The 12,585-nt window shown below is 61.5% G+C and carries 13 protein-coding genes and 1 pseudogene; 4 read left to right on the top strand and 10 right to left on the bottom strand.

Translation table 11 applies throughout. The annotated features are described in order from the left end of the window. Window positions 1-323: 323 nt before the first annotated feature. Window positions 324-827 (top strand): annotated as a pseudogene (locus B0G77_RS25565) (methyl-accepting chemotaxis protein); the annotation flags it as partial. Here the strand turns inward: B0G77_RS25565 and B0G77_RS25560 are convergent. From B0G77_RS25560 to B0G77_RS44525, 5 genes are all read right to left on the bottom strand, one after another. Next, window positions 808-1,173 carry a response regulator gene (locus B0G77_RS25560; protein WP_133664819.1) on the bottom strand — a complete coding sequence of 122 codons (366 nt, stop codon included), beginning with the start codon at window positions 1,171-1,173 and terminating at the stop codon, window positions 808-810. The pseudogene B0G77_RS25565 and the gene B0G77_RS25560 sit on opposite strands and share 20 nt — an antisense overlap. Before the next feature lie 58 nt (window positions 1,174-1,231). After that, on the bottom strand, window positions 1,232-1,771 hold the full coding sequence (locus B0G77_RS25555; protein WP_133664818.1) for a hypothetical protein: 540 nt from the start codon (window positions 1,769-1,771) through the stop codon (window positions 1,232-1,234). Then, window positions 1,768-2,502, bottom strand: coding sequence for a methyl-accepting chemotaxis protein (locus B0G77_RS25550; protein WP_133664817.1), 735 nt, complete (start codon window positions 2,500-2,502; stop codon window positions 1,768-1,770). The genes B0G77_RS25555 and B0G77_RS25550 overlap by 4 nt, the downstream gene beginning before the upstream one ends. Window positions 2,503-2,573: 71 nt before the next feature. Continuing rightward, window positions 2,574-4,952, bottom strand: coding sequence for an ATP-binding protein (locus B0G77_RS25545; RefSeq protein ID WP_133664816.1), 2,379 nt, complete (start codon window positions 4,950-4,952; stop codon window positions 2,574-2,576). A 41-nt stretch (window positions 4,953-4,993) separates the two neighbouring features. After that, window positions 4,994-5,437: a hypothetical protein gene (locus B0G77_RS44525; protein WP_166656236.1), complete on the bottom strand. Its 444-nt coding sequence runs from the start codon at window positions 5,435-5,437 to the stop codon at window positions 4,994-4,996. Window positions 5,438-5,449: 12 nt separating this feature from the next. On the opposite strand from B0G77_RS44525, the gene B0G77_RS44520 reads away from it, so the two are divergent. After that, window positions 5,450-5,749: a hypothetical protein gene (locus B0G77_RS44520; RefSeq protein ID WP_243751206.1), complete on the top strand. Its 300-nt coding sequence runs from the start codon at window positions 5,450-5,452 to the stop codon at window positions 5,747-5,749. Window positions 5,750-6,075: 326 nt separating this feature from the next. On the opposite strand, the gene B0G77_RS25535 is transcribed toward B0G77_RS44520, so the two are convergent. Next, the gene (locus B0G77_RS25535) at window positions 6,076-7,305 is read right to left on the bottom strand and encodes a hypothetical protein (protein ID WP_133664815.1); all 1,230 of its coding nucleotides are present in this window, start codon (window positions 7,303-7,305) and stop codon (window positions 6,076-6,078) included. 307 nt (window positions 7,306-7,612) lie between these two features. Next, entirely contained in the window at window positions 7,613-8,035 is a 423-nt protein-coding gene (locus tag B0G77_RS25530) for a hypothetical protein (protein ID WP_133664814.1), read from the bottom strand. An 817-nt stretch (window positions 8,036-8,852) separates the two neighbouring features. Between B0G77_RS25530 and B0G77_RS25525 the strand changes: the two genes are divergently transcribed. Next, window positions 8,853-9,239, top strand: a complete 387-nt coding sequence (locus tag B0G77_RS25525; RefSeq protein WP_133664813.1) for an MAPEG family protein — start codon at window positions 8,853-8,855, stop codon at window positions 9,237-9,239. 30 nt (window positions 9,240-9,269) lie between these two features. On the opposite strand, the gene B0G77_RS25520 is transcribed toward B0G77_RS25525, so the two are convergent. Continuing rightward, window positions 9,270-9,473, bottom strand: a complete 204-nt coding sequence (locus B0G77_RS25520) for a hypothetical protein (RefSeq protein ID WP_133664812.1) — start codon at window positions 9,471-9,473, stop codon at window positions 9,270-9,272. Between the two features lie 205 nt (window positions 9,474-9,678). After that, window positions 9,679-10,794 carry a succinylglutamate desuccinylase/aspartoacylase family protein gene (locus B0G77_RS25515; protein ID WP_133664811.1) on the bottom strand — a complete coding sequence of 372 codons (1,116 nt, stop codon included), beginning with the start codon at window positions 10,792-10,794 and terminating at the stop codon, window positions 9,679-9,681. A 175-nt stretch (window positions 10,795-10,969) separates the two neighbouring features. Here B0G77_RS25515 and B0G77_RS25510 point away from each other — a divergent pair, with 175 nt between their 5' ends. After that, entirely contained in the window at window positions 10,970-11,896 is a 927-nt protein-coding gene (locus B0G77_RS25510; protein ID WP_133664810.1) for a LysR substrate-binding domain-containing protein, read from the top strand. Between the two features lie 63 nt (window positions 11,897-11,959). Here the strand turns inward: B0G77_RS25510 and B0G77_RS25505 are convergent, their stop codons facing one another. Then, a complete protein-coding gene (locus tag B0G77_RS25505) occupies window positions 11,960-12,340 on the bottom strand; it encodes a DUF427 domain-containing protein (RefSeq protein ID WP_133664809.1) in 381 nt (126 codons plus the stop codon). Window positions 12,341-12,585: the final 245 nt, after the last annotated feature.

The raw sequence follows: 12,585 nt of genomic DNA, 5'->3' as shown, positions 1-12,585 counted from the left end.
GAAAGGTTAATGTGAATTACCGCTTGTACCCGATGTCATTTGGATTTGCAATGCATCGGCAATGCAATTTGAATAAGAAATCTGATATTTAACAGTAGTTTGCAAAATATTAGATTCAAAGCAAAAAACGCCCCGCATGTCGGGGCGTTCGTTCGTCGGCGTCGTCGCCGGTTAGTCGTCGGGAAGGTCAAGCGACAGACCACGCGCCCGTTCTTGACGCCGATCACGCACGGCGACGCCTCGCATACGAAGCAATGTGCGCCGTAGTCCGGTTCATTGCCGTCAAGCGTGTCTTCGTCCGGTCCGGGCCGCGCGGGCTTCGTGAGGTGCGCACGCTCGCGCAGCGCAGCGCCGGCCCCGCGAAGGAAATCAAGGCGTTGATCGAGCAGTCGGCGAGCCGCGTCGATACTGGCAACGAGCTGGTGCACGGCGCAGGCGGGATCATCGCGGAGATCGTTCAGTCGGTGCAGCAGGTGACGGTGATCGTGGCTGAAATTTCATCGGCTTCCGACGAGCAGACCACCGGCATCGAAGAGGTGAACATGGCGGTCGGCCAGATGGACGAAGTGACGCAGCAGAATGCGGCGCTCGTCGAGCATGCGTCGGCGGCTGCGCAGTCGATGGCCGAGCAGGCGACTGCGTTGCGGGAAGCGGTCGCGGTGTTTCGCATCAACGACACCGCTGACGGTGCGGCCTATACGTACAGCACGCACAGCACGCGCGGCCCAATCAGGCGCGCGGTGACGCCGTCCACCCGTGCGTTGCCATCGATGCTCGTGATACCCGTTCGTGCCCGCAAAAGCCCGCCTAGCTGGCCATTTTCTTGAACGCTTCCAGCACGGCGTCGCCCTTGAACGGCTTGACGATCCAGCCTTTGACGCCCGCCGCCTTGCCTCTTTCCTTCATTGCCGGACTGCTTTCGGTCGTGAGCATCACCACGTTGACTGCGTTGTTCGCCAGCTCCCCGCGAATCTTTTCCACCATCGTCAAACCGTCCATGTTGGGCATGTTGACGTCGCTGATCACGAGCTTGATACCGGGGCTCATCTTCAGCTTGCTCAGCCCGTCCTTGCCGTCGACAGCGGTATCGACGTCAAGGCCATTCTTTCGCAGGAAGCCGGCGACCTCGTCGCGCACGGTGCTGGAATCATCTACAACCAGAATTTTCGCCATTTTCTTTTCCTGTAACGACAATTGGAACGGGTGTCGGCATCGCCAGTCTCGACAGCGCTCAAAAGAACTCGAGTTCGCCGCTGGTTTCCTCAACGGTGCTGACGTCGGCGATGAAGTCGATGGGCGCGTAGGCACATACGCAGACTGTCGCCGCGAGGCGAATGGACCCATTGATCGTGACCGCATGCGACGACAGATACCCAGGCTTCAGCTCTTCCAGATGGGACACGCAGCGAGCGTGCAGCACGTAGGGCGTGGACATACCCAGATCCGGAAAATACCGGAGCAGTTCCTGGTTCATGGCGCCGCAGCAGAGGTTGCAGATCTCCAGAAAGACCTCCTGAAACGGTCTTGCCGCCGCATCCCTTGCGAAATAGTCGCGCGTGCTGGCGTCCTCGTCGAAGTGGATCACGAGGATCAGCCTGAACACGATTGACGAGATCGTCAGTACGACGACGTCGCCTGCGAGGCTTGCTCCTGTTTCGCCTTGCCCGAGCGGGGTAATATCGCAGGCGTCGCCCGAATCCAGCGACAGCCGTGACTGCGCCGCCTTGCGGAAAATGCGTTCGAAACTGTCCTTCGCGTGGCTGCTGATCACGTTGATGCCTGATGAAGCTTTGACTGAAACTGGTTGGCAAGCGCCTCGACGCTGGCAAGCGATGCGGTGATCATCTTGCCGCCGGCCTGGATGTCCTGGAAGGTCGCGGTAGTGGTCAGGTCGCTGATGTCGAGGCTGTCCCTATAGCTCTTCGACAGTTCTTCCGAGCGGGCCGCGAGCGCCCTGACTTCACTTGCGACCACCGCAAAGCCGCGTCCGGCCTGGCCCGCACGGGCAGCCTCGATCGACGCGTTGAGCGAAACGATCACGACATGCCTGACGATCGAAGAAAGCTCCTGATTCTTCGCATGCATGTCCTTGTTCTGTGTCATCAGCGAGATCATCTGCTCATGCCATCGCTCGAAGGTCGCGCCAAGACTTTTCAGGCGCAAGGCTTCGGCTGCGATCCGGTCAGCGTGCTGTGCCAGCTGCTCGCGGTCGTCGACGGCCGCGTTCAGCGACGCGCGGATTGCCTCATTGGATGCGACCTGATTCGCAAGATCGTCGCGAAGCTGCGCAAGCGTTGCTTCGAGTTCCTGCGTCTGCTGGTTTTGTTGGTCGATCAGCGCGCTTTGCTGCGCATTGGTCTCAGACAGCATGTCGATCCGTGCGCCTGCTTCAACGCGTGGCTGGCGCGTTGCTTTCGCGTGGGACACCCTGTGCACCGAGAGCGCGAGCACGGCAGTGACCGCGCTACTCCCGAGTGCCGCTACTAGATACTGTTCGATCACAGCCAGTCCTTCCGGATTTCATTTGATGCGAGAGGGTAGGGGAGATTCAACGGCTTAAGCGGCTAAGCGGCTTAACCGGCGACCGCATCGAGCAACGCATCGGCTTCGCGGTGTGCCTGAATTGCGCCGCTGTTCACCGCGACGTTATCCGGCAGCACCACGACCGTCTGAAACTGGCGGAATTCCGCGCCCTTGCGATCGTCGGTGAAGCGCAGTTCGATCCGGCCGTTCTCGCGTTTGAGGAAGTCCTGTACCGCGTCCATACCCACACCGCGTCCCGACACCTCCGTGATTCTGTCGGCTGTCGAGAAGCCCGGCCGGAAGATCAGATGCGCGATTTGCGCATCGTCGAGCGGTTCGTCCGCGCCGATCCAGCCGCGCCCGATTGCGATGCTGCGAATCCGGCCCAGCGCGAGACCGCGTCCGTCGTCGCTGAGGGTGATCTGAACGGTATCCCTGTGTGCGCCGACTTCGATGTCGATCGTGCCGGCGGCGGGCTTGCCCTGCGCGGTCCGCGCGTCGGCGGTTTCGATGCCGTGATCGACGGCGTTGCGCAGCAGATGCATGAACACGTTGTTCAGGGTGCCGCTCACCTCGCGGCTCACGCGGTAGCCGTTATCGTGAATGCGCACGGCGGGCGCCACCTTGCCCAGTTCCTTTGCCAGCGAAGGCAGCGATTCAAGCACGCCGGACAACACTTCGCCGATGCTTTCCGTCCCAAGCATGCGCAAGGTGCGCTGCATCGCGTCGCGCATGGCGATCAGATCGCGCAGTTCGCCCGAGTTCGCCTTTTCGGTGAGACGCAGACCTTCCTGGATCTGCACCTTGTCGACCATCAGGTACTGTTCGACGTTGCCGCGGCGGCCCGGGCCTTTGCGGCCAAGACTGACTTCGTTGATCGTGGCGTAACTTTCGACCGCTTCCCGCACGCGGGCCAGTTCCTGCATCAGACCTTCCTGGTCCCAGGTGCGCTCCGTGTCCGACTGGCGCAGTTGCTGGTAGCGCTGCTCCGTTTCGTGCACCACGTTAGTCAGGTACTGAAGATTGTAGGTGCGGGCGTTACCCTTGATCGTGTGCATGTTGCGGAACAACTCGGCGATGGCCTCGCCGTCCGCCTCGGAATGCTTGCGGATGATCCGCTCGTTCTCGCTGATGAAGCCTGCCGAACTCTCGATGAAGTGGTGGAACTTCTCCTGACTGACCGCGAGGATTTCGCCGATCATCTCCAGCCTGCGCCTCTGTTCGCTGGCCTCGGCCGCGAGCTTGCGCAGTTCGGTGACATCGCGCACGCACAGCATCAGTCGAACGATGGTGTCGCTTTCATCGGTGATGGCCGACCAGCTCAGGTCGAGAATCTTGACGCGCCCATCCGGCATGCGCCGGGCGACTTCGCTCACCAGCAGATGCTGGTTGAACTCGAAGTTGATGCAATCCTCGCCGAGACATGCGTGAGTCGCCGCGTCGACCTGCGACAGGATATCCGCGCCCAGATCGGTATCGGCAAAAACAAGCTCCATCAGGCCGCGTCCGGCGATGTCCTTGGTTTCGAAGATGGCTTCGAGATACGCGGAATACTCCGCATGGATGACTGCCCCTTCGACGACGGTCAGAATGCCCTGCTGCATGTTCTGCAGCATCGCCTGGATGTCCGCGGTCTTTTGCTTGAGCAGCGCCGAATTTTCCTGAATCTTTTCGATCATCCCGTTGAACGCGACAATCGAATGACCGATTTCGTCCATGCGGCCCACCGGCACACGGCGCGTGAAGTCCTGGCTCGACGCGATCTCGCTCATCATCGCCTGCATGCGGCTGAGCGGCCGGGTAATCTGGCGATACAGCAGCAGACCGATGGAGATCAGCAGAATGACTGCGATACCCGTGACGGCGCCGATTGCGGTGGTTGTCGTCGCGAGGGTGCTGTTCAGCGTGGCGATGGCCTCATCCTTCTCGCGGTTCTTCTCGACGCGAAGTGTCTCGACGATACCTTCGAGTTCGTCGCGATACTGGGCCACGTTGGCGAAAAGATAAGCCTGCGCCAGCTCGTTCTTGCCGGCGGCTTTCATCTTTGCGGTTTCGTTGATCGCGGAGAAATAGTTCTCCAGGCTGTCGCTGGCCTGCGATACAAGGCCTTTCTGGGCATGACTCGCGGCATCTCTCGCCTGCAGCGCGAGTGCCTGTTGCAAAGACGCTTTCTTCGCCTTGAGTTCTTCCTGCGCCTGCGACATGACGTTGCCGTCGGGCGCGTAGACCAGCGTCATCGTGGCCAGCTGGACGTCCTTGACCTGCGACACCAGATCCGCCGACGCCAGCGCGCTTGGCACCACGCCTTCCGTCACCCGCCTGACCTCACGGGCGCTGCCCCGCGTCTGGTAGACCGCATAGCCGCCGATGGCCGACAGTGCGACGAACATCAAGATTACCAATAGCGTGATGCGATGACGGATGGTCATTTGAGTGCTTCCCCGGAGGTCAAACCAGCGTGTCGAACTCCTCACCGGAGCTGGCCGCCTTTTTGTGAAATTGACGAATCGTCGAGCGCCCAGATTATCGTGGATGGATTGTTACTGATCGATGACGAAAGCCAGATGAATGCCTCCGTTTCCGTGCGTTTGTCCTGGAGGGGCATGCGCGGGTTGAGAACCGATCGAGCGTTGAAATCGATCACAAGCTCCACAAAGTGAACTCGCCAACGTTTGCGCGTCGATACGCGGTCTATTGAACGCGACAGCGAAGCAGGTACGGCATCGAGACAGGTTTGCATCACCAGCGGAATCGCCCGCGACTTCACGGGCGACCGCCTTGGGACGACAAGGTCGTCGCCACCATTGTTGACGTGCTGGATGGCTGGAGCGGTCGGCTGAGCTGGGAAGCACTTATCGAGGCGGTCGAGCGGCGCGCTGGCCTTAGGTACACGCGGCAGACGCTTCACCGTCACGAGCGAATCCGTTTGGCTTTTGCGGTCCGGAAGAAGGCCCTGTCGGGGCGTGATGAACAACTCCCTGAGTCTGTGTCTCCGGAGCTGCAGATCGCCCTGGACCGGATCGCACGGCTGGAAGCGGAAAACCAGCGACTCGGGGCCGAGAACAACAATCTGCTTGAGCAGTTTGCACGCTGGACCTATAACGCCCAGACCCGTAACCTCACCAAGGAATTCCTGAACAATCCCCTTACCGTCGTGGACCGTGAGCAGAGTGAGCGTCCGCGCTTGCCCGGGAAGCCACCGGCGACCAGCAAGAGAACACGATGAGACGGGAAGTCCGACCGGGCTGGATATGCGGACAGACCAGCATCCGTATGTTGGATATCCGCATTTGATGGTCGATGCGTCCACGGAATGCTGCGTCGCATAAGTCGAACAACCTCGCGAACCGGAGGATCGGGCGTCTCAATTCGGACCTGTACCAGTCATCCGATTTGCTGATAAGCGGATGGTCATCGTGATTACCATCCGCCATTTAGCTAACGCGACCATTCGCAGATACCCCGTAGCGTGTGCTGCGCCTGCAGCGGCGCTTGTTGTCGTTCACAGCGTTCGTTCACAGCGGCAGCGAACCGATCGCGCCACTAGCTCCATCACTGTCCTGCCTGTTCGAACGGCAGGTTCCAGTCGGTTACTGCGTTCGTATTGTCGTTGACCGCTGCAAAGTGCACGTGTCCGTGGATGATCTGACGGAACGCGATGCCAAACGCTCCATCTGGCGCCGGATCGATCGGCAATTGCGCAACGAATTGCCCTTGCGGCGTGAACTCGACGAGCTCGCTCGGCAGAGCCGGATCGGCGTTGATCGCGTCGCCGTTCGAGGTGAAGAGATCGCCGTTCGGTCCTAACGCAAGCGCCAGCGGTCCATGCAGGTGCTTGTTATCCGCGTAGATCAGCACGCCCTTGCCGCCGTCGTGCTGCGAGTTGCCCGCGCCGAACACCGCGAAGATCGCATTGTCGACTATCGATGCAACGTAGAGCACGTCGCGCACCGGGTCGTATACGAGCCCGGCCGGCCCGACGACGACCGCTGCTGGGTCGCCACGGTGCGGATAGCCCGATGCGACCTGCGTCGCCTTCACGAGGTGCACGCCGTTGGCGTCGACGGTCACGTCGAGCCGCACGACGTTTCCGCCCAGCACGTTCGAGACGAACACTTTCGCGTGATTGACCTGATCGAAAATCGTCATGCCCCACGGTCCATTGATTGTCGGGGTGCCCTTGAATTCCCCGACCGCCACGCCGTTGCGGTTCACGACGATCAGCGAGCCGGGCTTGATCGTGTTGAACGTGCCGTCGGTGGTTGGCGTGTTGCCGACCAGCACGAAACCACCGCGCAGCACGCCGAGGGCCATGGTCAGGCCGATGGGGGACTGGGGCGTAGCGTGGAGCTGGGAGAATGTGTCGGCCTGCTTCGCGCCCGGCACGATCTTGACGATCGTGGTGCCGGTGCCCTGGACGTTCTTCGCGTTGTTGAAGTTCGAAACCAGCAGATCGCCCGGCGCGATATTGCCGAAGGAGGGAAAGCCGTCCGGAACGAAGACGACACCATACGGATTCAGGTCGCCGTTCGCCGGTATGGTGGTCGACGTGACGGCGGGCGGCGGCAGCAGCGGCTCCTGGGCGTACGCAGCGTGTACCGCGCCGAGCGCGACGCCCGTGCCGCACAGCGCGAGCAGCAACCGGCGCCACAGGCCGCCATGTGCGGCGGGTGCGGGATGCGACGTTGGGGCGGCACCCCGCGTGGGCAGCCTCTTGCTGACTCTTGCGGCATTGGCCGGCGCCGTGGGAAGCGAAGCGAGGTGTCTGATGACAGATTTCATGACTCGACTCTCCTAGAAAGCTGCGGCAACTGTCGTACGCGCGGTGCGTCGACTGCCGCGAGCGAACTCCACTTACTGTGTCACCTTGCGGCACGGCGAGCGCGCGATCGCACCTCACCGGCACGGGCGATACTTTCTGGCAGTACGGAGGATGAGCGGAGTTGTGGCGAGGTTTGCGGCAACGCCGTTCTTGCTGGCAAGACCGGTACAGCGGTCACGTCGGCCACGCCGCAAGGCGAGCAACGAGCCAACCAGCAGGCGACCGCACGTGCGCAGTAAACGGGTGAGTGCGCAAAATATTCCGGTGTCAATCCCAGTCCCAGCGCTCGGGGTGTCCACCGAGCTTGCCGCACACATCGATCGCGATCGCCCGCAATTGGCTCTCCGCGATCTGCCCGGACACGGCATAGCCCATATGGTTGGTAGCCCAATAGAACGTGCGGAGATTGCCGTCGCGAAGGACGCCGTACGCCAACTCACCTTTCGAAACGGCCGTCATGTAGAGCGCGAGCCGTGTGCCGGCGCGGTTCTTGTACATCAACTGACCCGCCGATCCCGCGTCGCCTGGCAACAGCCGCCCACCTACGAGCGTGAAACCGTAGATTTGCAACGAGGGCGCAGACAACGGCCGGTTCATCCTTCGCGCAAGCCAGCCCATCAACTGCAGCTCGTCTGCGGCGCTCACTTCGACGGGATGGCGTACGTCCGGCGCGTTGACAGGCGACGTCATATCAGTCCACGTAGGCTAGAACGATTAGCCCGATCATTTCATTCCGGGAATGAGCTGCCATCGGAATGGTAAGTTTTGCACCGGCTTAGACTTGTTCCGGGAATCCAGACGCCGGTTTCCAGGGTAAAGCGGTCATTCCAGCGACTCGCACGGTGCTGTCACGAGCGGCGTCTCCTGAATGGTCAGGCACGTTTAGCCGCCGTGGATGACGCCACGAATACGCTGACCGTATGGACGTTGGGGGAAAGCGGCAACAACTGACGGAGAGGCGGTTTCTAGCAAGAAGTCTGCCGGGCCATGCCGCGTGCAAAGACAGTGTGAGCTACCGGACGATGCGGTTCGTCTGGTAGCCCTTAAGTGCAGGGAAAAGCGATACCACTTGCCCTCGATCTTCTGTCCGGGTACAACTTCCCGCAAATCGCTTGAATAAAAAACTGGCTCGGCTATCTTGTCGAGATGAGTTGAGGCCGACAAGCAACGCAGTGAAGCGGGGCGAATAAATAAAGTAGTGCTCAGTATTGACGAGAAGACCGAGATTCAGGCCATCGAGCGCAAGCAGCCGGGGCGAGCGCGTGCGCCGGGACGGCCGAGTCGTAGGGAGTTGAACATATCCGCCTGCCAGCCATACCGGCACCGCGCACCTGCGCGAACGCACCGAGCGGTTTGTCAGCGAACATAATCAGGCCGCACGCCCCTTCAAAACGGAGTCTCCGGGGCTATCCGTTGCAAACCGGCGCATCGTAATCAAGGGACCGACATCCAGTTTTACCCACCAAACCGGCGTTCGCTGACTCCCCTGCCAAGGAGACCCGTTCAAATGGACAACGTTGCTCTCGCATGCGTGGTCGTTCTAGGGCTACTCTTATTCGGCCTCGGATTGTCCATCTCGGTGATGCGTTTTCGCGAAGGCACCACCTCAGGCTGCGAGCCGGACCCTGCGAACCGGCTACACAAGCTCGTCCGGGCTCATGCCAACACGGCCGAATACGTGCCGTTCCTCGCGTTGCTGTTTCTCTACCTTGGCGCGAGATCGCCTTCGGCGGCGACGGTGTCGCTGATCGTCGCGGCAACCGTGTGCCGCTGTTTGCTCGTCGTCGGACTGATCGCATGGCCAACGATGGCAAAACCCAACCCCTTCCGGTTCGTCGGCGCACTTGGGACCTACCTGACCGGAATGGCGCTATGTGCGATGCTGCTGCGTTGAAATGAGACGGACAATTTAGGTGATGCTGTACTAGTCCCAGCAATTCCGAAATGCCACGGCGGCGATAACCGGCACCGTAACGACAAGCGGGATGGCGAACACCGGCGTGTCGTTCAGAATCAGATAGGCCAGCCCCGCAGCCAGGACCCCGAGACCGACCAGAACGGTGAGCAGGTTCAGAACGAGGTTGGACGGACGCTTGCGGGCCGGCTTTTCTGTGGGTTCAGGTTTCATCGCTTGCTCCCGCTTGCTCTTTGTGATGCGTGCGCCCGCAGCGCAGACCGGCTTCTTGATTTTGGTGTGGGTGCCCGATATTCGCACCCTCACCGCAAATTCTACCCTTCAGACCGGCACGCGTGGCACGCGCAGCGAGCGGCTGTCGACAAATCAGTCTGCGTAAGCTTCTGGAAAGAAACTGGCGATTCCACCCTCCGGACGCTCACGCGCCGAGCAATACGCCGGTGCGCACGGGCCGCGTCCCGGTGACGCGGCCCAGCGGCGCGCCGGCCGTCACAAAACGGATCGCGCGCCGCATATAGAGCACGCCGTCGGTGTGGCTCTCGACGGTCGTCGTTTCGTCGGTGAGCGGGTCGATGATGTCGAAGAGCGGATCGCCCGCGCGGATGGTGTCGCCGATCTTCGCGCGATGCACGAGGATCCCGCTTGCCGGCGCGTAGAACTGTTCGCTGCCCGCGAGCGGCGTCGCCGGCATGGGCAATGCAGGCTGCGGCTTCGCGTCGCCTTTGATCGCCTGGCGCCAGATCAGGTAATCGATGATCGCGTCCGCATCCTGTTGGGCAATCTCATACGACACGTCGCGCTGGCCACGGCATTCGACCGTTACCGCGAGCGTGCCGATGGGGACGGGCTTGGCCGCGGGCAGATCCTCCTGAAGATGCCACCAGAGCAGGCTATGCGTCTCGTCGAACGACTGGCCGCCGGAGTTCGTCGCGAGCAGCGACGCCTCGGAGCCGAGATAGCGCGCGAGCGGTTCGATCTGTGGCCACGCGGCCTCGCTGGTGTACACGTGCATCACGGCTTCCAGCGAACAGTGCAGATCGATGACGAGGTCGGCATCGAACGACAGCTTCAGCAACGCCAGTTGCAACGACTCGAATTCGGTCAGCGGCTTCTGCTGTTCGAGTTCGTCGCGAACCAGTTGCCGGACGATCCGCTGATTTTCGAGCAGATCGGCGCCCAGCGCTTCCTTCGCGGGTTCGACGAGTGAAGTGAAAGGCAGGAAATGACGGTTGAAGTTGCGTCCGCTGGCGAGGTCGAAGCGTCCCACGAACTGGCCCATGACGTACTGTCCGAGGCCTACCGGATTGGCGACCGGCACGAGCACGATGCCCGCCGTCAGTGCCCCTTCGGCTTCGAGCGCGAGGAGGCGCCGTTTCAGCAGGACGCTCGTCAGCATCGCGGGCGTTTCGTCGGCATGCAACGACGACTGGATATAGATTTTTTGCCCGCTGTCCGACGGACCGAAATGGAAGCTCGTCAATTCGCGGCGGGTGCCGATGGCAGGCGACAGGAGCGGGGTGTTTTGCGTGTACATGGGCGTGTGAGGTAGAGGGGGGAGGGTTGAAGGTCGAGGCAGCCGGGGGAGTTTCATGGCGCCTTTCCCGGTTTTGGGCTGTTTGATTCGGTCCCATGCTACGGCGTGGTGGCGATCCGGAGAAGTGCGCATCGGGCTATCATGATCATTTTTAGTGATCGCAAAAAAAACAGACATGGCTCTGACGATTTCCCAGTTGCGCGTATTTACCGCAGTCGCCGAGCACGGCAGCATCCGCGCTGCGTCGCGAGCCCTTGGGACGGCGCAAAGCGGTATCACGCAGCAGCTTCAGAACCTGGAGTCGATGCTGGGCGCCACGCTTTTTACGCGCACCAATCGCGGTGTTGCGCTGACGGCGCTCGGCCAGCGCCTGCTGCAGCGCGCTGGCGCGATTCTTGGGGAATGCGGGCGGGCGGAGCAGGAGGTTCAGCAGTTGCGGGGAGAGTATGCGGGCGAGGTCTCGTTCGGCATGACGACCGAACCGCTAATCGATGCGCTCGCGCCCGTGTTGACCGAATTCCGCTCGCGTTTCGAGCGGGTTTCGGTGCATCTGAGAACGGGCACGTCGCGGATGATGATCGCGTGGATACGCGACGGCACGCTCGACTTCGCTGTTGCGCTTGTATCGAAGGACACGGACACGACCGATCTTTCGGTGACGACGCTCTATCCATCCGACCCGGTGGTGGTCTGCCGTCGCGGGCATCCGCACGCAGGCGCGAAGTCGCTCGAAGAACTGGCGGGCTGCACGTGGATTGCGACGCGCTCGCCGAACCTGACCGGCGACACGTCATCGAACCGGCTGCTCAGCTTCTTTGAAGGCCATGGGTTGCCGCTGCCCAGAATCATCGCGACGGTCGAAGGCCTGTTCGAAGCGCTGCACCTCGTCGGGGAAACGGATTGCCTTTCGCTGGAGTCATCGATCGTGACGCAACGGGGGCCGTTTGCCGGCGCGCTGAAGTCGATTCCGCTTCGCGAGCGGCCCACGCAGCAGAACGTCTGCCTGCTGCAGCGCGCCGCGATTCCCGTGACGCCTGCGGCACAGGAACTGGCTACGATGATCGCGTCCTACACGCGCACGGTGCGTGCGCGTGCCAGGTAGTGCGCGATGGAGTTGCCGCGGCGGGGTTGAAACGGGCGCGGGGCGCCCGCTGCCGTCTCAGGCTCAGGTCTGTTCCTCGACCAGGTCGACGCGATCCCGATAGAAGGCCAGATGACCTGCTATCGACGCTACCGCGTCGTACGGCGCTTCATACGTCCATACCGCATTCACCGAGCGTTCTCCGCCGATGGGAATGCTGTAGTAAGAGCAATCGCCCTTATAGGGGCAATACGTCGCGTGATCGGTCCGCTCGAGCAGCGACATGTCGGCGTCCTTGCGCGGGATGTAAAGCACGGCGGGATAAGTTGCCTCGCTCAGCGTCAGCGCTTCGCGGGTATCGGCAATCACGCGCCCCGCGATCGAAACGATGATGCGCTTCCCGCTGGGCTCGATCGTGATCGGATGATCGGGGCCGGGAATCCTGATCTGCTTTTCCTTGATCATGCTGGCGTCCCTCCGGACTTCATACCACTGATAGACGGAATGCAAGTCTACCGGCGTCTGTCGGATCGTGCCGGGCGTGTGCGGGGGTGAAAGCGGATTGTCGGGAGGCCTCGGGCGATGTCGATAGCAGCAGGGCGCGCGAGCAACCCGGTTGGCGTGCGTCCCCGAAATCGATCCATGGCGAGCGTGGCATCTGCTATTCTCGTTGCCCGGAGACGGCGCATACCGCCATTGAATTTGAAACC

The organism is Paraburkholderia sp. BL10I2N1, assembly GCF_004361815.1.
Classification (GTDB): Bacteria; Pseudomonadota; Gammaproteobacteria; order Burkholderiales; family Burkholderiaceae; genus Paraburkholderia.
Note: the sequence above shows the minus strand (reverse complement) of the source record. Positions and strands in the feature narration are given on the sequence as shown.